Here is a 25,357-nt window from a genome sequence, read left to right as displayed (position 1 = left end):
GGCTTAGATGGATCCTTCTCCTGTCGGCAGGACGAAATCACGCCGCGCATTTCGCTTGAAATTTTTCGTTCGACATAAAAAAAACAGGCCGCTTTCGCGGCCTGTTTCCAGACTTCTGCGCTAGCGAGGAGTCACCAGCGCAGACTTCACAGGTACGAGGTACTCAACGCATGCCGGTGTTGCTGGCAGCGCCTTCCGCACGCAGCGGAATCAGGCGGATTTCCACCCGACGATTCTGCGCGCGGCCGGCGTCTGTGCTGTTGTCGGCGATCGGGTAGCGCTTGCCGGCGCCCATGGTTTCCATGCGCTCGCGCTGCACGCCCTGGGCGGTCAGATACTGCGCCACGGCGCCGGCGCGCTCTTCGGACAGGCGCTGATTCACCGCATCGCTGCCGACGCTATCGGTATGACCCACCACTTCCACCATGGTCTGGTTGTACTCGCGCAACGTGGAGGCAACGCCATTGAGCGCGCTGTAGAACTGCGGCTTCAACGCCGACTTGCCGAAGTCGAAGGTGATGCCGTCGGGCAGGTTCAAGGTGATGTTGTCGCCCTGGCGCTGCACGTCGATACCGGTGTTGGCGGTGCGCTCACGCAGCGCTCGCTCCTGGCGATCCTGGTATTGGCCGACCGCCGCGCCGCTGAGTGCGCCGATGCCGGCACCGACCATCGCGTGCTGACGACGCTCGGTGGCGCTGTCGCCGGTGAGCAGGCCCGCAGCCACACCGATCGCGGTGCCGATCAGCGCATTGCGGCCGGTACGGTTCTGCTGTTGCGTCTGGTCGCCGTATTGATCGCGCTGCACATACGAGCCGCCGGTGGCGCAGGCGGACAGCGCGATGGCGCTGGCCAGGGCAACGGCGAGACTCTTGGTGGCTGCTGGGGACATGGTGTGCGTGCTCCTGTGGCCGGAACATCCGGCACTCGATCGTGTCGGCGAGGATAAACAGACCAACGCGACTGGCGCATGATGAAAACGGCCGTCGATGCTGCGTGGATAGCCGTCCATTCAGGAAAACGTTTTCGGTGGCCACATGCGAAAACACGACGAAAACTGCAGCTACCTGCGTTGCGGCGCGACCGCATCGAAGGCGCGTTGGGCGTTGCGACTCGCCTGCACTGCAGGCGCACACGCACATGCCTCAGCACATGCGCCGCAGTCAGCCCCGCGTCTTTGCATACGCAGCCAATGCCGCATCGCGCCCTTCTGCAAGACCAATGATCGGTGTGCGCGGATACTCCGGTGCGAAGCGTGCGAGCGACAACGGATGCAGCCAGGGCGCGAAGCGCTCCTTCACCGCGAGCTTGCCGAGCTCGGGCACCCAGCGCGTGATGTAGATAGCCTGCGGATCGAATTTTTCTGCCTGCGTGACCGGATTGAACACGCGAAAATACGGCGCGGCATCGGCACCGGTGCCGGCCACCCATTGCCAGCCCATGGTGTTGTTGGCCAGGTCGGCATCCACCAGCGTGTCCCAGAACCAGCGCGCGCCTTCGATCCAGTGCACGCGCAAGTGCTTGCACAGCAGACTGGCCACGATCATGCGCACACGGTTGTGCATCCAGCCGGTGTGCCAGAGCTGACGCATGCCCGCATCGACGATCGGAATGCCGGTGCGGCCGCGTTGCCAGGCCTGCAGCGCAACCGGATCGACCTTGGCCCAGTCGAACCCTTCGAAGCGCGGATTGAGATTCTGGTGGGTGGTGTCGGGAAAGTGATGCAGCAGGTGATACGAAAAATCGCGCCAGCCCAATTGGCGGATGTAGCCATCGATCTCGGCGCCATTGCGCGCGTTGCGCTGCGCTTCCAGCATGCTGGCAATGCGCCACGGTGCGATCTCGCCAAAGTGCAGATGCGGCGACAGTTGCGAGGTACCGACGCGATCGGGCCGGTCGCGGTTTTCGCGATACCCGTTGAGCGCGCCGTCGATGAAGATCTCCAGCATTTCATGCGCACCGGCCTCGCCTGGCCGCCAGTGCTCCCAGAATCCTTGGTCCCAGTTCAAGCGCGGCAGCAACTCCAGCGACTCCAACGCAACGGTTTTCAACGTCGCCGGCAACGGCGGCAAGTTACGCGGCGCCGGCACGGCGGCCGGCAGCTGCAACTGGGTCAGCGCGTTACGCCAGAACGGGGTGAACACCTTGTACGGGCCACCTTGTTGGGTGGACAACTGCCAGGGCTCGAACAGCAATGCAGAATTGCAGCTTTGCACCTCGATGCCACGCTCACGCAGGCTGCGCTTGATCTGCGCATCGCGCGGCTGGGTGGCCGGTTCGTATTTGCGGTTCCAGTACACCGCCACCGCACCGGTCTGCGCGATCACTTCATCCAGCACCTGCGCGCTGTTGCCGGCACGGATGACCAGGCCGCTGCCCAACGCACCCAATGCCGCGTCCAGCGCCGCCAGCGAGCGATGTCGCCAGCTGCGCGAGGCCGCGCCGGGCGTCCATTCGCCCTCTTCGTGCGGTGCGTCGATGTAAAGCGGAATCGGGTCATGCCCGGCATCCAGCGCAGCGCGCAGGGCCGGGTTGTCCTGCAGACGCAGATCGCGACGAAACCAGACGATGGCGTAAGACATGCGAACTCGGCAGCGGCGGTGAGGCTGCGCAGCATAAGCCAGCGCACGCAACGATGGTGCGATGCCCTGCTTGCTCCAACGTGCAGGCGCATCAGTCCGCGATGCGCATCGGTAGACGTTGCGTCGCAGTGGATTGCTCAGGCGCTACCGTAGCGGCGGCGCTCACGCACATATTTACAGACCGGGCGCGTGCGATAACGCGCCGCTCTAACGCCCAACTGCCAGCTACGACCGCCTGTAACTAACGGTGGCAAGACACTTATTCGAAGCTGCCCACCGAATCGTGCGCCAGATTGTCGAAGCGGGTGTATTCGCCGAAGAACTTGAGCTTGCACGAGCCGGTCGGGCCACCGCGGTGCTTGCCGATGATGATCTCGGCCAGGCCCTTGTCGGGCGAATTTTCCTTGTTGTAGTAATCGTCGCGGTAGATGAAGACGATCATGTCCGCGTCCTGCTCGATCGCGCCCGATTCGCGCAGGTCGGCCATCACCGGGCGCTTGTCGGTACGGGTTTCCAGCGAGCGGTTGAGCTGCGACAGCGCAATCACCGGCACATTGAGTTCCTTGGCCAGGCCCTTGAGACCACGCGAGATTTCCGAAATTTCGGTCGCGCGGTTTTCGCTGTTGCCCGGCACCGACATCAGCTGCAGGTAGTCGATGACGATCAGGCCAAGATCGTGTTCGCGCTTGAGCCGGCGGCACTTGGAACGCAGCACTTCCGGCGAAACGCCCGGCGTGTCGTCGATGAAGATCTTGGTTTCCTTCAGCATCTTGATCGCGCCGGTCACGCGCGCCCAATCCTCGTCTTCCAGCGCACCGGTCCGCAGACGCTGCGCATTGATGCGGCCGTTGGAGGAGATCAGACGCATCGCCAGCTGCGAGGCCGACATTTCCATCGAAAATACCGCCACGCCCTTCTTGGACTTGATCGCAGCGTATTCGGCGATGTTCAGCGCCAGCGTGGTCTTGCCCATCGCCGGACGCGCGGCCAGGATGATCAGATCGGTCGGCTGCAGGCCGGCGGTCATCGCATCGAAGTCGGTATAGCCGGTTGGCAGACCGGTGATATTGCCGCCGTTTTCGAACCGGTTGCGTAGTTCTTCGAACGCGTCCTTCAAGGCGCCCGGCATCGCCACGAAATCGGTGCGTCCGCGCGCGCCGGCTTCGGCGATCTTGAACACCGCTTTTTCCGCCGACGCCAGCAGCTCCACGCTCTCGCGGCCTTCCGGCTGAAAGCCGTCGTTGACGATGGTGGTGCCCACTTCGATGAGCTGCCGCAGCACGGCCTTGTCGCGCACGATTTCCGCGTAGGCGGCGATATTGGCGGCCGACGGCGTGGTGCTGGCCAGCTCGATCAGATACGCGCCATCGCCCACCTGCTCCAGCTTGCCCTGCGACTCGAACCACTCGCCCAGCGTCACCGCATCGAACGGACGGTCTTTCTCGTTCAACTCGCGAATCGCGCGATAGATCAGCCGGTGGTCGCGCCGGTAAAAATCGTTGTCGGTGAGCTGGTCGTTGACCCGATCGAAGGCTTCCGGTGCCAGCATCAGCCCGCCAAGCACCGCCTGTTCGGCTTCGACCGAATGCGGCGGCACGCGCAACTGGTCCAGACGCGGCTCGGGACGATCGTAATCGTCGTCGTCGCGATCACGATTGCGCTTGGAACGGAAACCAGGACGAGCGGACATGGACGAACAAACCTGACGCGGGGAGACGAGGGCAGGAAGCATAGTCATCGACGGCGCCGACGACCATGCACAACTCTGTGGATAACTGGTGGACAGCCAGTGCATCACCCTTGTACGCGAGCACTGTCGCAGCAGCCGCGACCCCTGCCCTGCCTGGCTTTCAGCACCCTGACCAGGCTGCCCGGCAAGCGCGCACCCGCCGCGACAACGCTGTGATCAACTCAATGCTTGAGGTGCGCGACCAGGCCCAAAAACGCGTCGACAAAGCCCTGCAGGAACTTGCGGCTGTCGGCAGTGGCGATCTGATCGTCCGGGCCGAACAGGCCGTCCTTGTACTGCAGGAAGACCTCCGGCTGGCCGAGCACATGCATGTTCAGATACGCCAGCACGTTGCGCAGATGCTGCTGCGCGGTAGCAGTGCCGATCGCACCGACCGAGATGCCCACCACCGCGGCCGGCTTGCCGCTGAATGCGCTGTCGCCGTAAGGCCGCGAGCCGGTATCGATGGCGTTCTTGAGCACGCCGGGAATCGAACGGTTGTACTCGGGCGTGACGAACAACACCGCATCGGCCGCGCGGATCTGCTGCTTCAGGCGCGTGCCCTCGGCCGGGTAGTCGCCGTCGCGGTCCTGGTTGTACAGCGGGATATCGCCGATCTCCACATACTCGAACACGGCCTTGTCGCCGGCCAGATGCTCCAGTGCGCGCGCCAGCTGACGGTTGTACGACGCTGCGCGCAGGCTGCCGACCAGGACGGCGATGGTGATCTTGCTCATGGGGGACGCTCCGTGGAAACAGGGCCCCACCCTACCCAGCGCGATGCTCAGAGCCGGTGAAGTGCCGCCCGACTCCGGCAGATCAACCGCAGATAGACGCAAACGGTGGCGTGTCAGTCTGCAAGGCGCTGACGCCTCCTACCCGGCCTGGTGGCCGAACGGCAGCTTCAAGCGTCGGCAACACCTCAGCAACGGCAGCGCGGTGCGCGCGCGCCTCGCACTCGCGCACCGCGCAACGCTTAGTCGACGCGCGCAGGATCGACGCGTTGACCAAGATCAGCGCGTGATCGCCGCGCGTTGCTCGCGCCAATGCGCCTGCCAGGCCTGGAACATCAGCACCGTCCACAGGTGCGTATGCCATTTGCGTTCGCCACCGTTGAAGTCGCGCCATAGCCTGGCCACGGTATCGGCGGCGAACACGCCCTCGCGCTCCAGGGTGCCGTGCGCCAGCAGATCGTCTGCCCAACCGTGCAGATCGCCGCGCAGCCAGGCGCTGACCGGCGCGCCGAAGCCGCGCTTGCCGCGGTAGACCATCGGCTCGGGCAGATAGCGGCACAGCACGCGCTTGAGCAGGTACTTGCTGACCCCGTCGCGGTACTTGAGCGACAGCGGCAGCGACCAGGCGAATTCGGCCACGCGCCAGTCCAGCAGCGGTGCGCGCGCCTCCAGGCCCACCGCCATGGTGGTGCGGTCGACCTTGCACAACAGGTCGTCGGGCAGGTACGCGGCGAAATCGGCCAGCATCATCGCGTCGGCCGGCGTGCCGGAGCCGTGCAGCGGGTCGGCAAGGCTGTAGAAACTGTCCGGCTCGGTGGCACCCAACACCGCCGCCGCCGGGTCGCGCCAGCGCGAAATGCGATTGCGGTAGATGTCGCCGATGCCGCGTGCGCCGGCTTCGGCGACCAGCGCGGCCAGCCCGCCGGTGCGCGAAGATTCGCCATTGCTGCGCGCCGCTACCGCCATCAGCTTTCGCAGCGGGCCCGGCACCAGGCCGTGCATGCGCCAGTTGCGCAGCGCACGCTGATAGCGGCCGTAGCCGAAGAACAATTCATCGCCGCCATCGCCGGACAGCGCCACGGTCACGCCGCCGCGTGCCAGGCGTGCCGCCAGCGCGGTCGGTACCTGCGAGGCATCGGCGAAGGGCTCGTCGAACATGTCCGGCAAGGTCGGCACCACCGCCAGTGCGTCGGCGCCGCTGACGTACAGCTCGGTGTGGTCGGTGTGCAGATGCGTGGCCACTTCGCGCGCCAGTGGCGCTTCATCGTGATGCGAGCCTTCGAAGCCGATGCTGAAGGTATGCACCGGCTGGCTGCTTTGCGCCTGCATCATCGCGGTGACGATGGACGAGTCGGTGCCGCCGGACAGAAACACGCCCACAGGCACGTCGGCCACCATGCGTAGCGCCACCGCATCGCGCAGCACCGCATCGAGTTGTTCCTCGGCCTGCGCATCGGTGCCGGTAAATGGCGCTGCCAGTGCACGCTGCATCGCTTCGCGCGCATTCCAGAACGGCTGTTGCGCCTGGTCGGGACGGTGCGCGGCCGCACCTGCCGCCACGGTCTGCGCATCCATCCGCAACACGCGGCCGGGCATCAGCTTGAAGGTGCGCTCGTGGATGCAGGCAGGCGCCGGGATGTAGCCCAGGCGCAGCAGCAAGGTCAGCGCGTCGCGATCGACCCCGTTGTCGAAATCCGGGTGCTGCCACAGCGCCTTGAGTTCGGAACCGAACACCAGCGTGTCGCCGGCCCAACCGTAATACAGCGGCTTTTTGCCGACGCGGTCGCGCGCCAGGAACAGGCAGTTGTCGCGCTCGTCCCACAGTGCGATGGCGAACATGCCATTGCAGCGGGTCAAGGTGTCGTCCAGCCCCCATTCCACCACCGCTGCCAGCAGCACTTCGGTATCGGAATGCCCGCGGAAGCGATGCCCAAGCGCAGCCAACGCGGCACGCAGTTGCGCAAAGTTGTAGACCTCGCCGTTATAGGCCAGAACATAGCGGCCGTCGGCCGAACGCATCGGCTGATGGCCCAGCGGCGACAGATCCAGAATGCTCAGCCGCTGGTGCGCCAGTGCCACGCCGGCCTGCGCATCGCACCAGGTGCCGGCATCGTCCGGGCCGCGATGACGCAGGGCCGCGCCCATCGGCCGCACCAGCGCATCGAGCTGCTCGCCATGCAGACGCGGCGATGCCAGCAGCATTCCTGCCAATCCGCACATGCTCAGCGCTCCTGCCGACTCATGCCGCCACCGCCGCAGGTGCGGGCATCGGCACGAAGCCCGGCAGCGCTTGCACGCGTTGCAGCCAGGCACCGATCGCAGGCCAGCGCTCCAGATCGAAACCGCCGTCCTCGGCGCAATGGGTGTACGCAAACAGCGCGATGTCGGCGATGCCGTAGTCGCTCCCGGTAAACCAGGCGTGCTGCTGCAGATGCTGTTCCATCACCGCTAGCGCCTGTTCGCCGCGCACGCGCAGCTGCGGCAGTTCGGTGCGACGCGATGCATCGCGCGGTGTCCACAGGCTGATAAAACGTGCCACCGCCAGATACGGCTCGTGACTGTATTGCTCGAAGAACATCCAGCTCAGCGCCTGCGCGCGTTGCCAGGCATCGGTGGGCAGGTAGGGCGTGCCTTCGGCCAGCCAGAACAGGATGGCGTTGGATTCGGTGAGCACGCGGCCATCGTCGCGTTCCACCATCGGCACCTTGCCGTTGGGATTCTTGGCCAGGTATTCCGGCGTGCGGGTCTGCCCTGCCACGCTGTCCACTTCGACCCAGTGATACCGGCTACCCAGCTGCTCCAGCAGCAGACGCACCTTGTAGCAGTTGCCGGAACTGGACATGCCATGCACGGTCAACGGGGGACGCACGGTCGACATCAAGCTGGCTCCGCGACAACGACGAGGGGGCTGGCAGTGTCACAGCCCCGTGCGCCTTTGCAAAGCCCTTTGCACGCATCGGCAGCCGCCTGCCGCCACCCTTTGCATGCGCTGCAATCGCCAGCAGCATCGCAGCGATGGCCCGTCTCACCCCGTCGCCACGATCGCCACCGGCACGCCCAGCACCGCAATCACCACACCCAGCAGCGACAGCGTCAACGCCCAGGCACCGAAGGCGCGCGCGCGTCCGCACCCGGTGGCACCGGCAACGGCCTGCACCGAGCACACCGACCACCACAGGCCGCCCAGCATCAACAGCAGCACGCACGTCGACAACTGCGCCATGCCGGCCGGATCGCTGGCGCCGCTCTGCAGCAGGGCCGGCTTGCCCTTGAGCGCCACCAGCCCGGCGAGCACGCACACCAGCCATGGCAAGACGCTGCCCGCCATCGCCGGCAGCAGCCGCTGGACCTGCGCCGCACTGCCCATCCAGCGCAATAACTGTTTGAGCAGCACGCAGCCCAGCACCAGCACCACCCCAACGGCCAGAGCACCGGCCAGCTGCATCCACCATGGCAGCGCATGCAGCCACATCCACGCCGACACCAGCGTGGTCACGGCAAACACCGCCCAGGCGCTGCGGCGCAAACCAACCTGCTGCGGCATGCGCTGCACCGTGCCATGCGGGTCGAACAACAGCCCGCCCAGGCCGCCGCCACGCCACCAGGCCAGGCAACCGAGCACCAGCACGATCAAGGCCAGCAACCCCACCAGCGGATAGCTCAGCGCCCGCCAATCGGTCGGTTGCTTGCGCCGCTGCGGCTTGAGGTCGTGATTGAAGTACAGCAGGTCGCGCGCACGCTCCATATCGGCCGCCGCACGCTCCACCCCGTTAGCGGGAATGCGGTCGGTAAAACGCTGCCATTCGCCGACAATTTCGATGCGGCCATCGCGCATCGCGATCGTGCGCGAGAAGCGAAACCAGGGGTTGCTCACGCTCTGCGTGTCTGCATCCACCTTGGCTACCGGGTCGGTCTGCACGCGCACGGTCTGCCGCGCCAGCTGCGGCCCGCGTAGCACCAACGGGCTCTTGCGCGACTCCTTGGGCAAGCTATCCATCCAGTCGCCGAGCTGAAACAGCGGGAAACCCACTTCGTCGCCTTCTGCCACCGGCCATTCCAGCCGATAGGTTTCGTGCGTGCGTACATTCAATGCATCGCTATCGTCGATGGTCGGCGCATCGACCTGTGTCAGCGCGGTGTAGTACTGCTGCATGAACTCCAGATAGCGCTCGCCCATCGCTTGCGCGCCATCGTTTTCGAAGCTCGATGTCACCCGCTCGCCGCGTCCCTGCCGATACGTCGTGTCCACGCTGAAGGTGGCGACGCGCTGCGGTTTGCGCAACGAAATCGCGATGTCTTCGATGACCTCGACCTGCGGCAAGGTCGGCATCGGCGCCGGCACGTCGACCAGGGCATCCTGCCCGGCCAGGACCGGCAATCCACGTACGAACGGCAGCGGCCGACGCTGCGCAAGCGGGCCGTCCTCGCGGTCGCGCGTGGCGTCCACCCACACATCGCCCTGCGGCAGATGTGCGCGCACCACCACATGGTCGAACGCGTAAGGGCTGGGCAGGCGCTTGTCCAGTGCGGCGCCCTTGTCGCTGCTGACCAGCACCGGTTCGGCGCGGATGCCGGCCAGCTGCAACAACGCAATCAACAAGGTCGCCTTGTCCTTGCAGTCGCCGTAGCGGTTGCGCAACGTCACTTCCGGCGCATGCGGCGCGTGCGAGTTTTCGCCCATGTCCAGGCCGACGTAGCGAATCTCGCCCTGCACGAAGGCCACCGCGCGCAACAACGCGCCCTGCGCATCGTCGCTGTGCAGCCGCAGGCTCTGCCTCATGCTGGCGGCCACCTGCGCATCCTTGAACGCATCCGGATACAACTGCGCGGCCCATGCGGCCACATTCGCCCAGTTGCCGGCAGTGGACACTTCGATCACGCCATACGGGTCCACATCGTCGGGAGCGCCTTTTTCCTCCTGCACCGCGGCGATATTGCTTGCCCCGATGTTCAACAGCGTGACCCCATCGGCACTGCTGACATTGCGGCTGAAGCCTGGCGCGCTGATGCGCCACTGCAAGGCCATGTCGGCGGGATAACGCACACGAATCCGGCGTTCGCCCAGCGGCACGCCGTAGCGCGCATCGAAGATGTCGTAATAGCCCTTGCCGAACACCGGGTTGCTGCCGGTGATGGTCACCGCGTAATCCACCCGGTCGCCGACGCGCAGGTCCGGCAAGGTGATCGACAGCGTCAACGCGCCATCGATCAAGCCGTCTTCCAGGCCGCTTTCGCGGCGCAGCTTGGCGTAATGCGCGCGGCTGCGCATGTCGATGCGCTGGCCCGCGCGCCAGACCTCCAGGCTGTTGAGCTGCAGCGTCTGATATTGCGGCTGGTAGTCGATGGAGATCTGCCCGGCCTCGTCCAGGCTCTTGGCCCGCTGCACCGTATAGCTCAGCCGCCGATACGCGCGTACCGCGGGACCGGTCAGATCGACCTGATCGGACACCAGTTCATAGCGCAGCCCGCTCGCGCCCGGCACGCTGTCGGGCACCGCATCGGCGACCACCCATGCCGGTGTCGGCGCCATGCTCGGCGCCTCGTTTGCCTGCGCCGGCGGTATCGCGATTGCGGCAATCGCGCAGATCACGCACACCGTCCAGAAGACGCCTCTCAGGCGTCGCACCACATCCTTGCCGATCAACACCCACTCCTCGTCAAAACGCGTTGAGTCCCGTCAGCGCACGTCCCACCACCAGCTGATGCACGGTTTCGGTGCCTTCATAGGTAATCACCGATTCCAGGTTGAGCGCATGCCGAATCGCCACATGTTCGGTGGTGATGCCGGCCGCCCCCAGCAGGTCGCGGCATTCGCGTGCCACGTCAAGCGCCATGCGGCAATTATTCCACTTTGCCAGCGAGATCTGTTCCGGCCGCAACGTCCCGGCCTCCTTCAAACGGCCAAGCTGCAGCGCCAGCAGCTGTGCGGTGGAGATCCGCCGCGCCATGTCGGCCAGCTTGATCTGCGCGCTCTGGGTGGCCGCCAGCGGCCGGCCGAACAGGATGCGCTCCCCCGCGTAGGCCAGCGCCTCGCGCAGGCAGGCCACCGCTGCACCGATGGCGCCCCAGGCAATGCCGTAACGCGCCTGGTTGAGGCAGCCCAGCGGCGCCCTCAACCCGGCCGCGTTCGGCAGGCGCATCTGCTCGGGCACGAACACGTTGTCCAGGAACAGCGCCGAAGTGACCGATGCGCGCAGGCTCATCTTGTGGGCGATGTCCTGCGCAGTGAACCCGGGGCTGGCGGTGTCCACCAGAAAACCGCAGACGCCATCGTCGGTATGCGCCCAGATGATGGCCAGGCCGGCGATGCTGCCGTTGGTGATCCACATCTTGGCGCCGTTCAAGCGCCAGCCGTCGCCATCGCGCACCGCGCGGGTGGTCATCGCCGCCGGGTCCGAGCCGCCCTGCGCCTCGCTCAAGCCAAAGCAGCCGATCACCCGGCCGGCGGCCATCTCCGGCAACCAGCGTTGGCGTTGCGCGTCGCTGCCATAGGCATGAATGGGATACATGCACAGCGAAGACTGCACGCTGACGAAACTGCGCAGGCCGCTGTCGCCGCGCTCCAGTTCCTGGCAGATCAGCCCGTAGGACACCGCCCCCAGGCCCGCACCGCCATCGCCGACCGGCAGGCTGGCGCCCAGCAGCCCCAGCTGCGCCAGTTCCGGCACCCACTCGCGCGGGAACCGCCCCGCATCGAAGGCATCGCCGATCGCCGGCAGCACCCGACCATCGGTAAAACGCGCGACGGCATCCTGCACTGCCCGCTCTTCGTCGGTCAGCAGTGCACGGACATCGAACAGATCATCGGGACGCACCGGCATGCTGGTTTCCACCACAGGAGAAGCGGCGATTATCTGCCAGTTCCCGGCTCAGCATCGCTGTGTTTGTGCGGTAGCTCGCTGGGCTGAAACGAAAAGAGCCGGCAGTGCCGGCTCTTTCGTTGCAAGGATCTCGCTCCGTGCGCTTACTGACGGGTGCTGACGCCATTCTGGCGCACGCCGGAATCCCCAGCCGTCGACGCGGTCTGGGTCACCAGCTGACCATCGACCACCGGCAGACGATCGCTGGCCGGCTTGTCGTTCATCCGCACGGTCTTCTCGAAACCGTCGTAGCGGTAGGTCACGTCGTAAGCCACCACGTTGTCGGCGTCGCCCAGCGAAATGCGCTCGCCCGGCTTGCTGTCCATGCGCATGGTGCCGGTGGTGCCGTCGGCATTGCGGTAAGTCACGTCGTAACCCACCACGCGCGCGGAGCTCGAATTGGCGTTTTCGGTGTGGCACTGGCGCTCGGTGCGATCCACCACACGGCCGCCGACATGATTGCGGTCCACACGGTTGCCGACCATGCCGCCACCGACAGCGCCAGCCACGGTTGCCAACTTGCGGCCATTGCCGCTGCCGAACTGGTTACCCACCAGGCCGCCGATCACGGCACCTGCGACGGTGCCACCGACGTTGCCATCGCGCTCGGGCAAACGTTCCTGCACCACCACGTCTCGGCACACTTCGCGCGGCGAGGAGCTGGTGGTGGTTTCGCGGATTGCGGCGCTGTTGACGACCTGCGCGTACTGCGGCTCGCGCTGGGTGATCGGTGCGACCTTGACCACGTCGGCATACTCCAGGCCACGCGGCGCCGGCTGGCCGTTGGCGACGAAATCGCCCGACGACGGACGGTTATTCATGAAGGCGGCAGTGGCCACGCCTCCCACCAGCAAGGCACCGGCAGCGACCAGTATAGTTGTCGTATTGCTCTTCATAACCAGCTCCCTGCGGACGCACCGCGTTGTTGACGGGGTGATTCCAGCACGGCAACCCTGAACGAAAACGCCCTCGCTCATGAACGCCATGGTTAAGTTCAGCTAGCGGTTACTTCATGCACTTCTAACAGTCGGAGCTCTCGCATGCGAAATTCCCTGACCGCACATGCCCTGGAGTGGGCGGCCAAACTGCGCTATCCCACCTTGTTCAAGCTGGCAGCCGCGCTGTTCGTGGTGGATGTACTGGTGCCGGATCTGGTGCCATTCGTGGACGAGCTGCTGTTCGGCCTGACCACGCTGCTGCTGGCGAACTGGAAAACCCGCAAGGCACCGCTGCCGGCACCGGTGCGCCGCGACTGATGCAGTTGATCGACAGCCATTGCCACCTGGACGCGAGCGAATTCGACCACGACCGCCCTGCGGTGATCGCGCGTGCGCGCGACGCCGGCGTCATGCAGCAGGTGGTGCCGGCCGTCACCGCAGCCAGCTGGCCGGGCTTGCGCACAGTGTGCACGCAGGCCCCGGGGCTGCATCCGGCCTATGGCCTGCACCCGATCTTTCTCGATCAGCACCGCCCCGACCACCTGGAACTGCTGGCCGAATGGATCGAACGCGAGCGCCCCTGCGCGATCGGCGAATGCGGGCTGGATTTCTATCTGGAGGGCCTGGATGCGCAGGCCCAGCGCGACTATTTCGATGGGCAATTGCGCCTGGCCAAACGCTTCGACCTGCCGCTGATCGTGCACGCACGCCGCGCCACCGAAGAAGTCATCGCGCGCATCAAGGCCATTGGCGGCCTGCGCGGCGTGGTGCACAGCTTTGCCGGCAGCCCCGAGCAGGCGCAGCAGTTGTGGAAGCTGGATTTCATGATCGGCCTGGGCGGCCCGGTCACCTACCCGCGCGCCAATCGCCTGCGCGGCCTGGCCGCAACCATGCCATTGCAGCACCTGCTGCTGGAAACCGACGCACCCGATCAACCCGATGCCAGCATCCGCGGTGCGCGCAACGAGCCGGCCGCTCTGCGCACGGTGTTGGCATGCATCGCACAGTTGCGCGGCGAAGACGCCGACCATATCGCCGCGCAAACCACGGCCAATGCACGCGCCTTGTTCGGCTTGCCGGGCTGATGGACCAGCTGCCGCCGCCGCGCGCGCGTGTAGTTATGGCGACGCGGCAGCAACCTCGGCCGCCGGCCTGGACGCAGCGGTCTTGGGCTTGAGCAACATCTCCAGCGCCTTGCCCACCGCCACAAACGCGAACGTGCCGGTGATATGCGTGGCCGCGCCCAGCCCGGCACCGCAATCCAGCTTGAGCGTGGCATCGGCATCGAGCTGCGGGCGAATGCCGCACACGCTGCCGTCGGCCTGCGGGTATTTGACGTTTTCCAGCGAGTACACCGCCGGCACACCGAAATAGCGCTGCGCATTCTTGGGGAAATTGAAATCGCTACGCAGCTTCTTGCGGATCAGCGCCAGCATCGCATCGTGTTCGGTGCGCGAGACATCGCGCACGCGCACCAGGGTGGGATCGGTGCGCCCGCCGGCGGCGCCCACGGTCAGCAGCGGCAGCTTGCGACGGCGGCACCAGGCGATGGTTTCCACCTTGACCCGGAAACTGTCGCAAGCATCGATCACCAGATCCAGGCCATCGCCCAGCAAGGTTTCGATATTGCCGGTGGTGAGAAACGCCTCCACCGCATCGGCGGCGATCTCCGGGTTGATCGCGACGCAGCGCTCGGCCATGGCGCGCGCCTTGTTGCGCCCGTACTGCCCGGCCAGCGCCGGCAATTGCCGATTGGTGTTGGACACGCACAGGTCGTCGGCATCGATCAGCCGCAGATGCCCGACGCCGGTCCGTGCCAGCGCCTCGACCACCCACGAGCCTACCCCGCCCATGCCCACCACTGCCACGCGGCAGGCGGACAACCGCTCCACCGTGCCGACTCCGTACAGCCGGTCGATACCGGCAAAGCGTTCACGCCATTGTGCTTTCATCGGCCTATTTTACGCGCGCCACCTCCCGCGCGTCCGCCCCACCGCATGCCTTGTCCCGGAGCAGCTCGCCATGTCCGCCACACCTCCCAACCAATCGCGCGCAGCCCGTTACGCCTTCATGCTGGTGCTGGGCCTGTTGATCGGGCTGATCACAACCGTGATGGTGGCGCGCGTGTTGCAGGCGCGGCGCGACCCGGTGCCCGACAGCCTGATGCATGTGCTGGACTACCAATTGCGCGCCTTGCAGCCACCGTCGGGCGCGGTGTGCACACCCGCGCAGCAACTGGCGCGGCTGCAATCGCTGCGCCTGCTTGCCGACGAACTGGAGCCGGCATTTCCACAGATCGGCGAGGACCGCCGCTTCGGCGAACATGCCCAGGCACTGCGTGTCGTACTGGAGCAGGCGCGGCGCAGCGCGCCGTCCGGCTGCGCCGCGTTCGTGCCGATCAAACAGCAGATTTCAGAGGCCTGCGAGGCGTGTCACCGCGACTTTCGATGAGGTTGGATGAAGGCGGCGCTCGGGTTTCGTTAAGCCTGGAGTGATCCAGTTGGCAGAACGTTCACCTGGACCAACACAGGATGACGTCGCCGCGGCCCTGACCGCATTCAGAACCATCCGGAGACATCTCATGAAGACCCGACTGCTTGTTATTGGCCTGGCTGCAACCGCGACCCTGGTCGGCTGCGCCACGTCCCAGCCCCAGTACGGCAGCTATCGCGGCGACCGCGGCTACGACCAGGGCTATTCACAACCGGCGCCGCGTTGCGTGGATTGCGGCATCGTCACCCGTATCGATGAAGTCGGCCCCACCCGCACCGCCCCCACCGGCACCGGCGCAGTGCTTGGCGGTATCGTCGGCGCAGTGGCCGGCCGCCAGATTTCCAAGGAAACCGGCGGCAGCAAGGGCAACAAGAATGTGTCGGCCGTGGCCGGTGCCGCCGCCGGCGCGCTGGCGGGTAACGCCATCCAGAACAACGTCACCAGCGACAGCTTCGACGTGCAGGTGCGCATGGACGATGGCCGCGTCATCGTGGTGAACCAGCGCGACCTGGCCGGCGTGCGCGAAAACGCCTACGTGCGTGTGGTCAACGGCAAGGTGGTACTGCGCTGAGCAGTAGCTGTCGCCAACGTGCAGACAACAAAAAGGCCCGGCAGCGGGCCTTTTTGTTGGGCGCGTGACGGATCACCGTCGGTGCAGTGGCTCAGACCACCTGCACCGCATCGGCCTGCAGGCCTTTTTGACCCTGCACGACGGTGAAACTGACCTTCTGCCCCTCCTTGAGACTCTTGAAGCCCTGGATCTGGATGGCGCGGAAATGGACGAAGACGTCTTCGCCGTTTTCGCGACTGATGAATCCAAAGCCCTTGGCATCGTTGAACCACTTCACGACACCATTCTCGCGTTCGATGTTGGACATCTCGACTGACTCCCTACGACACTGTGATGGACTGGCGGTGGCGGCTGTGATTGCAAGGAGGAAGCGAGGTACAAGGATGTAGCGGATCGGGCGATCTACCGCATCAGGCCACGATTCACGGTGACCTTTGCAAACAGCAGCGGCTGCAACTTAACCCGGGCAAAACCAATTTTCAAGCACCTTTTGCGTATTTTTGTCAAGCCTGTAATAGGACATTTCTAAACCATCATGGACACCACTGTCGTTTATTACGTGCTGGCTGGCGTACTGGTGCTGGTCGGCCTTGCCGGCGTCATCCTGCCGGCGCTGCCGGGCTTGCCGCTGGTCTTTGCAGGGCTGCTGGTGGCCGCCTGGGCCGACGGGTTCACCCATGTCGGTTGGGTCGCGCTGGTGATACTAGGCCTGATCACCGCGCTGTCTTTTGTCATCGACTTCCTGGCCACCCTGTACGGCGCGCAGCGCGTGGGGGCCAGCAAGATGGCGATGTGGGGCTCGGTCATCGGCGCCATTGCCGGTATTTTCTTCATGCCGATCGGCTTGTTCGTCGGCCCGTTTGCCGGCGCGTGGCTGGGCGAGTACTACCAGACCCGCAAGACCGGCCAGGCCACCAAAGTCGGCTTCGGCACTTGGGTTGGGATCATGCTGGGCACGGCCACCAAGCTGGCGCTGGGCCTGTGCATGCTGGGCGTGTTTGCGATCGCCTGGTTCTTCTGACGCAGCAGTGAAAGACCGGCGCGGCCGCTGGCGCGCCAAGCGTGCAGAACCCGCAGGAAAGACCTTGCGAGCGTCGCGACACCTAACTAGGTCGACTTACCGTAGATGTTATGCCGCCGTGTACACACCGCGTATGCAGACGCGACCGTTAAGCTACGCGCCTGACGCGCCTGCCTGGCGCCTACACTCGGCCAGACTGCCCATGCCCAAGCACCGCACCCGTCCCCTGATGCTGATCGCCCTGGCCGCTGCGCCGTTGGCGCATGGGCAGGAAATCGCTCCGCAACCCGCATCGCCGCAGGCCTGTACCTCCGTGACCTCGGATGCCGCGCGCCTGGCGTGCTACGACCAGGCGCTGGGCTACACCCCGCAGGCCGTGCAGGAGGCAGATGCCGCGGCGCAGTTGGCCAAGCAGGCCGCCAAGTCGGAAGACACCCGCAAGATCGACCGCGTGGGCGATTTCTTCCGCGCCGACGGCCAGGGCCAGCCGAAAGAAGAAGCGGTCGCCAATGCCGGCCGCGGTTCGCTGCTGGATCGCCGCTGGGAACTGGCCAAAGACTCCAAGCTGGGCACGTTCCAGCTGCGTGGCTACAAGCCGGTCTACCTGCTGCCGGCGTTCTGGACCAGCGACACCAACCGGACCCCGCAATCGCCGAATCCGGCCAACTCGGTCAGCACGCCACAGCAGCTGGATAGCGCCGAGTTGAAGTTCCAGCTGAGCTTCAAGACCAAGGTGGTCGAAGACCTGTTCGGCGACAACGGCGACATCTGGATGGGCTATACCCAGAGCTCGCGGTGGCAGGCCTACAACTCCGATGCGTCGCGCCCGTTCCGCGAGACCAATTACGAGCCGGAAGCGATGCTGGTGTTCCGCAACAACTACAGCCTGTTTGGCTGGAAGGGCCGCATGAGCGGCATCAGCCTCAACCACATGTCCAACGGCCGCGAAGATCCGCTGTCGCGTTCCTGGAACCGGGTGATCCTCAACATCGGCCTGGATCGCGAGAACTGGGCGCTGACGTTACGCCCGTGGTTCCGCATCAACGAAGACCGTGCCGACGACAACAATCCCGACATCGAGGATTACATGGGCCGTGGCGATGCGACCCTGGTCTACAACAAGGACGGCCACGAATTTGCGTTGATCGCGCGGCATTCGCTGCGCGGCGGAGATCGCTCGCATGGCTCGGTGCAACTGGATTACGGCTTCCCCATCACCAACCTGCTGCGTGGCCATGTGCAGGTGTTCGATGGCTACGGCGAGAGCCTGATCGACTACAACCACAAGGCAACCTACATCGGCCTGGGCGTGTCGTTGCTGGAGTGGTTCTGAGGGCATCGGCGCTACCAGACGCGCACGTCGCAGATTGACCACGCGCTGGATGGTGTGTCCACGTCAGCGACGCAGCGGATTGCAATAAAAAAGCCGGCAGCGATGCCGGCTTTTTTATCTGTAGCGGTAGCGCAAGTAAAACAAGGACGCCTGAAGAACGTTGCCGACACCCTTGTTTCAGGCGGCGACTCAGACGTCGAAGAAATCCACCTTGCCGTCTTTCAATGTGTAGTACGCGCCCACCACGCGGCATGCGCCTGTGCGCAGCGGTTCGAGCAATGCGGGTTCGGAGGCGTCACGCAGACGATCCACGGTGCGCTTGACGTTCGCCTTCACCGACGCAGCCAGCAGGTCCTCGCCCCCCTTGCTCTTGGCGGCCAGCACGGCCGGGACGATGGGTTCGATCATGGCGCCGATCGCACCGGGGAAGAACGCATTCTGCTCGACCACCGACACGGCCGCCGCCACTGCGCCGCAGCTTTCGTGGCCCATCACCACCACCAACGGCACGCCGAGCTGGCTCACCGCATATTCGATCGAGCCCAGCGCCGTGGTGTCCACGGTATTACCGGCATTGCGCACGATGAACATCTCACCCAGGCCGCGGCCGAACAGCAGTTCCGGGGGCACGCGCGAGTCCGAGCACGACACCAGGATCACGAAGGGGGTCTGGCCGAGCGCCAGCTCCAGACGCCGCTTGCTATCGGAAATCACTTTCTTGGGACGGTTCTGGACAAATGCGTCATTGCCGTCGCGCAACGTCTGCAGCGCCTGTTCGGCGTTGAGGTCGGTCTTCTTGCTCGGCGCGGCACGCAGCGAGAACGGCAACGACGCGGCGGCGGCAGCCACCGGCACGCAACATGCGCATTGCAACAGCTTGCGACGGGAGACGGACTGCAACATGGTAGAGCCCCTGTTCTCTGGTATGTCGCGCGATCGTACACCCCAGCGGGCATAACCCAACGGACGCGACCGGTATTATCGAAAACAAAACTTCGCTTATGCCTGTGCGCAGGTCAGGTCCAGTCGGTCAGCCCTTCGCGCCGATAGGTTTCCTGAAATGCCGGGCGGGCCTTCATCCGCTGCGCATGCGCCTTCAGCGCCGGCCAGGTATCGGTCGCACGCGGCATGTTGCGCGACCAGCGCATCAACATGGTCAGCATGAAATCGGCGGCCGACAGGGTCTGGCCGAGCAGATACGGCCCGTGCGCGTGCAGATGCGCATCGACCTGGGTCCAGGCCGCTTCCAGTCTGTTGCGTGCCTGGGCCTGCGCTGAATCCCCGTGGGCAGCGCCGGCCGGCTCATGCGGGTAGAACCAGGCGCGATAGGCCGGCTGCAAGGTATTGGCGCAGAAAAACATCCACCGGTAGTACGCCGCGCGCTCGGGCGTGGCGACCGGCGGCGCCAGCCCGGCCTGCGGGTAGAGATCGGCCAGATGCATGACGATGGCAGCCGCCTCGGTGAGTAACTGCCCATCCATGACCAGCGTCGGCACCACGCCGGCCGGGTTGAGCGCCAGATACGCCGGCGCCTTTTGCTCGCCGCGTTCGAAATCCAGCGGATGCAGCACGTGGGCAACGTCCAGTTCGATCAGCAGCCAATGGACGACCAGAGCGGCGGTACTGGGGGTGTGGTAGAGCGTAGCGGCCATGCGGGTTCTCGGGTCAGTTGGTACAGGCGCGCAGGCAGGCGAGCTTGCGCGGTTCGCAACGATTGTCGTCGCTCTGCTGGGTGCAGTCGAAGACTTGCGCCATGCAGTTGGCCCGTTGCGCCGGATTCTGTACGTCGTCGCAGCGCTTTCCACGCGGTGCTGCCCTGCTGCTGCAACTTGACTCGCTGGGCCGGTCGGCGCGGCATTGTCGGGCGCTGCTGTTGCACTGCGCGATGCAGCGATCCGCAGCCGAGGGTCCGTTGAACCGAGTCGCGGTGTCGTTTGCCTTGAGTGGCTTGCGCTCTGCGAACGGCGCCGGGGCGGCAGGTGGCGGCGCGTAGTTGCGCGAGGGAAACAACACCGTGGGTGCCTTTTGCTGCTGCGCCGCCGAACTCAGGCTCAGGCACAACAACAACGCGATACAGACGAGTCGGAGCATTCCTGTTCTCCTTGGGGTATCGGCCAGTGCAGCGAGCATAGCCGGTTCGCGTGGAGCAACGTCGCTCTTCTCTCTGTCGAGAGGTCGCAGACGGTCGTTTCCTCGATAGCACTAGACCCGTCGCCTGCAACCGCTAACGTCTGCACGGTTATCTGCAGCAAACAGCAAGACTTGCCATCCCCTCGCCGCTCCACATGAGCCTGACGACCGCACTGGCGTGCACGGTCGTCAGCCGGATGCAGAAGTGCGGAGAAAACACACCCGCGTGGCCGCGTACGTCTTGCGCCAACTGGCGCAGCCCGCCTTGCTGACGGGCTGCGCAGTCGGTGCTAATGCGGTTATTCCACCACCACCGGAATCTTGCCGATGCGCGACTGCCACAACCGCGGGCCTGTCTTGTGCACCGATTCGCCGGTGGAATCCACCGCCACGGTGACCGGCATGTCCTTGACCTCGAACTCGTAGATCGCTTCCATACCGAGGTCTTCGAAGGCCAGCACGCGCGCAGCCTTGATCGCCTTGGACACCAGATACGCCGAGCCGCCGACCGCCATCAGGTAGACAGCCTTGTTGTCGCGGATCGCATCGATGGCCGCATCGCCGCGCTCGGACTTGCCGACCATGCCCAGCAGGCCGGTCTGTTCCAGCATCTGGCGGGTGAACTTGTCCATGCGGGTGGCGGTGGTCGGGCCGGCCGGGCCCACGACCTCATCGCGCACCGGGTCGACCGGACCAACGTAATAGATGAAGCGGTTGGTGAAGTCGACAGGCAGCGTTTCGCCGCGATTGAGCATGTCGATCATGCGCTTGTGGGCGGCATCGCGCCCCGTCAGCAGCTTGCCGTTGAGCAGAACCACTTCGCCCGGCTTGAAGCTGGCGACTTCTTCGCGGGTGATGGTGTCCAGATTCACCCGACGCGCGTTGGTCGGGTTGTAGGTGAGCTTGGGCCAGTCTTCCAGCGACGGCGGGTCCAGCATCACCGGGCCGCTGCCATCCAGGGTGAAATGCGCGTGGCGAGTGGCGGCGCAGTTGGGAATCAGCGCCACCGGCAAGTTGGCGGCATGGGTGGGATAGTCCTTGACCTTGATGTCGAGCACCGTGGTCAGGCCGCCCAGGCCCTGCGCGCCGATGCCGAGCGCGTTGACCTTTTCGTACAGCTCCAGACGCAGTTCTTCGGCGCGATTGGAGGCGCCACGCGCCTGCAGATCGACGATATCGATCGGCTCCATCAGCGCTTCCTTGGCCAGCAGCATCGCCTTTTCGGCGGTGCCGCCGATGCCGATGCCGAGCATGCCCGGCGGGCACCAGCCGGCACCCATGGTCGGCACGGTCTTGAGCACCCAATCGACGATGGAATCGGACGGGTTGAGCATGGCGAACTTGCTCTTGGCCTCCGAGCCGCCGCCCTTGGCCGCAACGATCACGTCCAGATGGTCGCCCGGCACGATCTTGGTGTTGACCACTGCCGGCGTGTTGTCGCGGGTGTTGGCACGCTTGCCGGCCGGATCGGCCAGCACGCTGGCGCGCAGCTTGTTGTCGGGATGGTTGTAGGCGCGGCGCACGCCTTCGTTGACCATGTCTTCCACGCCCATGGTCGCGTCGTCCCAGCGCACGTTCATGCCGATTTCCAGGAACACGGTGACGATACCGGTGTCCTGGCAGATCGGGCGGTGGCCTTCGGCGCACATGCGCGAGTTGATCAGGATCTGCGCGATGGCGTCCTTGGCGGCCGGCGATTCTTCGCGCTCGTAGGCGGCGGACAGGTTCTTGATGTAGTCGACCGGGTGATAGTAGCTGATGTACTGCAGCGCATCGGCGACGGACTGGATGAGGTCTTCCTGCTTGATCGAGGTCACGGCTGGCTCTACGGCTGGCGGGGGCAATCCGCACATTTTAGAGCAAACCGCAGGCGCGACCGGATCTGGCATCAATCGCAGCGATTGATAACTGGAACGCGCGCGATCGCCGGGACGGACTGCGCCGGCCTGCGGTGCCGACACCGCCACCCACGCTGCCAACGACCAGTCCGTGGCGCGATTGCCGGCTGGCGGGCGGGCCAACACTCCGCACCCACGCCGCGCGCGGCACACTAGCGCGATGTCAGCTTCCCGTTCCGGCGCCACTGCGCCCGCCGCTCCCCGTACCGGCCCCACCCTGCGCGAGCGGCTGGATGCGCTGCGTAATCTGCCCCCGTTCCTGCGCCAGATCTGGCAGACCAGCCGCTGGCTGAGCGCCAGCAGCATCGGTCTGCGCGTGCTGCGCGCGTTGATGCCGGTGGCCACGCTGTACATCGGCAAATTGATCATCGACGAGGCGATTCACCTGGTCGGACAGCCGCCGGGGTTCGAGTCCTTTACGCAGGCGCTGGGCAGCGGGCGCTTGAACCGCTTGCTGGAATTGCTGGTAGTGGAACTGGCGCTGGCGATCGGCTCGGACCTGCTCGGGCGCATGGTCGGTTATGCCGATGCGCTGTTGTCGGAGCTGTTCAACAACGCGGCCAGCGTGCGACTGATGGAACATGCCGCCCAATTGGATCTGGAAGACTTCGAAGACCCCGACCGTCAGGACAAGCTGGATCGCGCGCGGCGTCAGACCATGAACCGCATGAACCTGATGAGCCAGTTGTTCGGCCAGGTGCAGGATGCGATCACGGTGGTCAGCCTGGCGGTGGGCCTGGTGGTGTATGCGCCGTGGCTGATCGTGCTGCTGGCAGTGGCGCTGATCCCGGCCTTCATCGGCGAGGCGCACTTCAATGCGCTGGGCTATTCGCTCAACTTCCAGTGGACGCCGGAGCGCCGCCAGCTCGATTACCTGCGCCAGGTCGGCGCCAGCGTGGAGACCGCAAAAGAAGTCAAAATCCTCAACCTGCATCGCTTCTTGATCGCGCGTTATCGACGCCTGGCCGACAAGTTCTTCCAGGCCAACCGCGCACTGGCGCGCAAGCGTGCGGTGTGGGGTGCGGTGCTGGCGGCGCTGGGTACGCTGGGCTACTACATGGCTTACGGCTATATCGCCTGGCGCACGGTGCGCGGGGATTTCAGCATCGGCGACCTGACCTTTCTGGCGGGCAGTTTCCTGCGTCTGCGTCAGTTGCTGGAAGGTCTGTTGATCGGGTTTTCGCAGGTCGCCGGCCAGGCCTTGTATCTGGACGATCTGTATTCGTTCTTCAACATCGTGCCGGAAATCCGCTCGCGCCCCAACGCCTTGCCGGTGCCGCGCCCGATCCGCCAGGGTTTCGTGTTCGAGGACGTGGGCTTCCGTTATCCGGACGCCGAGACGTGGACGGTGCGGCACCTGGATTTCGAACTGCGCGCCGGCGAAGTGCTGGCCCTGGTTGGCGAAAACGGCGCCGGCAAGACCACCCTGGTCAAGCTGCTGGCGCGGCTGTACGACCCCGACGAAGGCCGCATCCTGCTCGATGGGCAGGACCTGCGCGACTACGACCTGGACGATCTGCGCGCCAACTTGGGCGTGATCTTTCAGGACTTCGTGCGCTATCACCTGAGCGTGGGCGAGAACATCGGCGTGGGCCAGGTCGATGCGATGGACGATGCGCCGCGCATCCAGGCCGCTGCGCAGCGCGCGATGGCTGGCGAGCTCATCGACAGCCTGCCCGATGGCTACGATCAATTGATCGGCCGCCGCTTCAAGAACAGCGTGGATCTGTCCGGCGGGCAATGGCAGAAGATCGCCATCGCACGCGCCTACATGCGCGATGCGCAGCTGATGATTCTGGACGAACCCACCGCCGCGCTGGATGCGCGCAGCGAGTTCGAGGTGTTCCAGCGCTTCAAGGAGCTGTCGGACAACCGCACTGCGGTGCTGATCTCGCACCGCTTCTCCAGCGTGCGCATGGCCGACCGCATTCTGGTGCTGGCCGACGGACGCATCGAGGCCAGCGGCACCCATGAGGAACTGATGGCGCAGGGCGGGCGCTATGCGGAGCTGTTCGAGCTGCAGGCGGCGGGGTATCGGTGAGGCCGGGAATCGGGAATCGGGAATGGGGAATCGTTAGAAGCGGCGTTGCGGCGGCTGACAGGAACTGAGCCTCCCGATCCTGCAGAGGCCCCAGATCTTGCGGCCCTGCACCCCATTCCCGATTCTCCATTCCCGCCAAATGAGAGTTCATCTCATTTGGCCAGCTTGAGGTAGAATTGCCGGGTACTCCTCCCACGACACTAAACCGGTATGTCTTCCGCTTTCGGCGCCGAAACGGTGCTTGAGGTCCGTCACTGGACCGATGCCTACTTCAGCTTCACCACGACCCGCGATGCCGGTTTCCGCTTCGAAAACGGTCAGTTCGTGATGATCGGGCTGGAAACCGAAACCCGGCCGTTGCTGCGCGCGTATTCGATCGCCAGCGCCAACTGGGAAGAGCATCTGGAGTTCTTCAGCATCAAGGTGCCGGACGGCCCGCTGACCTCGCGGCTGCAGCACATCCAACCGGGCGACAAGGTATTGGTCGGCAAGAAGCCCACCGGCACGCTGCTGATCAGCGACCTGCACCCGGGTCGTAACCTGTACCTGCTGGGCACCGGCACCGGGCTGGCGCCGTGGCTGTCGATCATCAAGGACCCGGAAACCTACGAGCGCTTCGACAAGGTGATCCTTACCCAGGGCGTGCGCTTCGTGCAGGATCTGGCCTATCGCGACTACTTCGAGCGCGAGCTGCCGCAGCACGAATTCCTCGGCGACATCCTGCGCGAAAAACTGCTGTATTACCCGGCAGTCACTCGCGAAGCGTTCGCCAATCAGGGCCGGCTGACCGAGCTGATGACCGATGGCCGTATGCAGCAGACGCTGGGCCTGCCGACCCTGGACCCGGCCAACGACCGCTTCATGATCTGCGGCAGCCCGCAGATGCTGGCCGACCTGCGCACCTTGCTGGACGCACGCGGTTTCCAGACCTCGCCACGCATCGGCACCCCGGGGCATTACGTGTTCGAGCGCGCCTTCGTCGAGAAATGATGCAACGTGCGGGGTAGCCGCTACTGCACCACCGTAGGAG

General features: G+C 65.1%; 23 protein-coding genes. 8 read left to right on the top strand and 15 right to left on the bottom strand.

The features are described from left to right. Window positions 1-163 precede the first annotated feature (163 nt). The 9 genes from ACCQ06_RS08985 to ACCQ06_RS08945 form a co-directional block, all read right to left on the bottom strand. Window positions 164-889, bottom strand: a complete 726-nt coding sequence (locus ACCQ06_RS08985; protein WP_115528244.1) for a YiaD family glycine zipper/OmpA-like lipoprotein — start codon at window positions 887-889, stop codon at window positions 164-166. 271 nt (window positions 890-1,160) lie between these two features. Next, the gene (locus ACCQ06_RS08980; RefSeq protein WP_316691807.1) at window positions 1,161-2,579 is read right to left on the bottom strand and encodes a cryptochrome/photolyase family protein; all 1,419 of its coding nucleotides are present in this window, start codon (window positions 2,577-2,579) and stop codon (window positions 1,161-1,163) included. A gap of 259 nt (window positions 2,580-2,838) precedes the next feature. Beyond that, window positions 2,839-4,269: a replicative DNA helicase gene (locus ACCQ06_RS08975; protein WP_104613941.1), complete on the bottom strand. Its 1,431-nt coding sequence runs from the start codon at window positions 4,267-4,269 to the stop codon at window positions 2,839-2,841. Between the two features lie 221 nt (window positions 4,270-4,490). Beyond that, the gene (locus ACCQ06_RS08970) at window positions 4,491-5,045 is read right to left on the bottom strand and encodes an NADPH-dependent FMN reductase (RefSeq protein ID WP_316691806.1); all 555 of its coding nucleotides are present in this window, start codon (window positions 5,043-5,045) and stop codon (window positions 4,491-4,493) included. Window positions 5,046-5,321: 276 nt separating this feature from the next. After that, on the bottom strand, window positions 5,322-7,262 hold the full coding sequence (asnB, locus tag ACCQ06_RS08965) for an asparagine synthase (glutamine-hydrolyzing) (protein ID WP_316691805.1): 1,941 nt from the start codon (window positions 7,260-7,262) through the stop codon (window positions 5,322-5,324). 19 nt (window positions 7,263-7,281) lie between these two features. After that, entirely contained in the window at window positions 7,282-7,920 is a 639-nt protein-coding gene (locus ACCQ06_RS08960; RefSeq protein WP_228322594.1) for a glutathione S-transferase family protein, read from the bottom strand. A gap of 147 nt (window positions 7,921-8,067) precedes the next feature. Beyond that, complete coding sequence (locus ACCQ06_RS08955; protein ID WP_316692529.1) at window positions 8,068-10,611, bottom strand: DUF3857 domain-containing transglutaminase family protein; 2,544 nt, start codon at window positions 10,609-10,611, stop codon at window positions 8,068-8,070. A gap of 88 nt (window positions 10,612-10,699) precedes the next feature. Further along, window positions 10,700-11,875 (bottom strand): acyl-CoA dehydrogenase family protein, encoded by a 1,176-nt coding sequence (locus ACCQ06_RS08950; RefSeq protein WP_316691803.1) that lies wholly within the window; start codon window positions 11,873-11,875, stop codon window positions 10,700-10,702. A gap of 131 nt (window positions 11,876-12,006) precedes the next feature. Further along, entirely contained in the window at window positions 12,007-12,798 is a 792-nt protein-coding gene (locus ACCQ06_RS08945; protein ID WP_104613945.1) for a glycine zipper 2TM domain-containing protein, read from the bottom strand. A 144-nt stretch (window positions 12,799-12,942) separates the two neighbouring features. Here ACCQ06_RS08945 and ACCQ06_RS08940 point away from each other — a divergent pair, with 144 nt between their 5' ends. After that, window positions 12,943-13,158 (top strand): DUF6116 family protein, encoded by a 216-nt coding sequence (locus ACCQ06_RS08940; RefSeq protein WP_104613946.1) that lies wholly within the window; start codon window positions 12,943-12,945, stop codon window positions 13,156-13,158. After that, entirely contained in the window at window positions 13,158-13,925 is a 768-nt protein-coding gene (locus ACCQ06_RS08935; protein WP_316691800.1) for a TatD family hydrolase, read from the top strand. Before ACCQ06_RS08940 ends, ACCQ06_RS08935 begins: the two co-directional genes overlap by 1 nt. A gap of 33 nt (window positions 13,926-13,958) precedes the next feature. Here ACCQ06_RS08935 and ACCQ06_RS08930 read toward each other — a convergent pair whose 3' ends face one another. Beyond that, complete coding sequence (locus ACCQ06_RS08930) at window positions 13,959-14,792, bottom strand: tRNA threonylcarbamoyladenosine dehydratase (protein ID WP_228322597.1); 834 nt, start codon at window positions 14,790-14,792, stop codon at window positions 13,959-13,961. Between the two features lie 70 nt (window positions 14,793-14,862). On the opposite strand from ACCQ06_RS08930, the gene ACCQ06_RS08925 reads away from it, so the two are divergent. Beyond that, window positions 14,863-15,291, top strand: coding sequence for a hypothetical protein (locus ACCQ06_RS08925; RefSeq protein ID WP_228322598.1), 429 nt, complete (start codon window positions 14,863-14,865; stop codon window positions 15,289-15,291). Window positions 15,292-15,421: 130 nt separating this feature from the next. Then, on the top strand, window positions 15,422-15,904 hold the full coding sequence (locus ACCQ06_RS08920) for a glycine zipper 2TM domain-containing protein (protein WP_228322599.1): 483 nt from the start codon (window positions 15,422-15,424) through the stop codon (window positions 15,902-15,904). Window positions 15,905-15,995: 91 nt separating this feature from the next. Here ACCQ06_RS08920 and ACCQ06_RS08915 read toward each other — a convergent pair whose 3' ends face one another. Further along, the gene (locus ACCQ06_RS08915) at window positions 15,996-16,211 is read right to left on the bottom strand and encodes a cold-shock protein (RefSeq protein ID WP_003483561.1); all 216 of its coding nucleotides are present in this window, start codon (window positions 16,209-16,211) and stop codon (window positions 15,996-15,998) included. A 228-nt stretch (window positions 16,212-16,439) separates the two neighbouring features. Between ACCQ06_RS08915 and ACCQ06_RS08910 the strand changes: the two genes are divergently transcribed. Further along, window positions 16,440-16,925 (top strand): DUF456 domain-containing protein, encoded by a 486-nt coding sequence (locus tag ACCQ06_RS08910; RefSeq protein WP_115512103.1) that lies wholly within the window; start codon window positions 16,440-16,442, stop codon window positions 16,923-16,925. A gap of 202 nt (window positions 16,926-17,127) precedes the next feature. After that, on the top strand, window positions 17,128-18,258 hold the full coding sequence (locus ACCQ06_RS08905) for a phospholipase A (RefSeq protein ID WP_316691773.1): 1,131 nt from the start codon (window positions 17,128-17,130) through the stop codon (window positions 18,256-18,258). Between the two features lie 189 nt (window positions 18,259-18,447). Here the strand turns inward: ACCQ06_RS08905 and ACCQ06_RS08900 are convergent, their stop codons facing one another. The 4 genes from ACCQ06_RS08900 to ACCQ06_RS08885 all read right to left on the bottom strand — a co-directional run bounded on the left by ACCQ06_RS08900 (window position 18,448) and on the right by ACCQ06_RS08885 (window position 22,205). Next, window positions 18,448-19,086: a carbonic anhydrase gene (locus ACCQ06_RS08900; RefSeq protein ID WP_316692528.1), complete on the bottom strand. Its 639-nt coding sequence runs from the start codon at window positions 19,084-19,086 to the stop codon at window positions 18,448-18,450. A gap of 188 nt (window positions 19,087-19,274) precedes the next feature. After that, a complete protein-coding gene (locus ACCQ06_RS08895) occupies window positions 19,275-19,910 on the bottom strand; it encodes a glutathione S-transferase family protein (RefSeq protein WP_316691771.1) in 636 nt (211 codons plus the stop codon). 13 nt (window positions 19,911-19,923) lie between these two features. Then, window positions 19,924-20,388 (bottom strand): hypothetical protein, encoded by a 465-nt coding sequence (locus ACCQ06_RS08890; protein ID WP_316691769.1) that lies wholly within the window; start codon window positions 20,386-20,388, stop codon window positions 19,924-19,926. 299 nt (window positions 20,389-20,687) lie between these two features. Continuing rightward, the gene (locus ACCQ06_RS08885; RefSeq protein ID WP_228322603.1) at window positions 20,688-22,205 is read right to left on the bottom strand and encodes a fumarate hydratase; all 1,518 of its coding nucleotides are present in this window, start codon (window positions 22,203-22,205) and stop codon (window positions 20,688-20,690) included. 241 nt (window positions 22,206-22,446) lie between these two features. Here ACCQ06_RS08885 and ACCQ06_RS08880 point away from each other — a divergent pair, with 241 nt between their 5' ends. Continuing rightward, complete coding sequence (locus ACCQ06_RS08880) at window positions 22,447-24,327, top strand: ABC transporter ATP-binding protein (protein WP_316691767.1); 1,881 nt, start codon at window positions 22,447-22,449, stop codon at window positions 24,325-24,327. A gap of 210 nt (window positions 24,328-24,537) precedes the next feature. Next, window positions 24,538-25,317, top strand: a complete 780-nt coding sequence (locus ACCQ06_RS08875; RefSeq protein WP_104613955.1) for a ferredoxin--NADP reductase — start codon at window positions 24,538-24,540, stop codon at window positions 25,315-25,317. Window positions 25,318-25,357 lie beyond the last annotated feature (40 nt).

It is taken from the genome of Xanthomonas sp. NCPPB 4467, from assembly GCF_041475665.2.
GTDB classification, from domain to species: Bacteria; Pseudomonadota; Gammaproteobacteria; order Xanthomonadales; family Xanthomonadaceae; genus Xanthomonas; species Xanthomonas dyei.
This window is presented reverse-complemented; position numbering and strand designations above follow the sequence as displayed.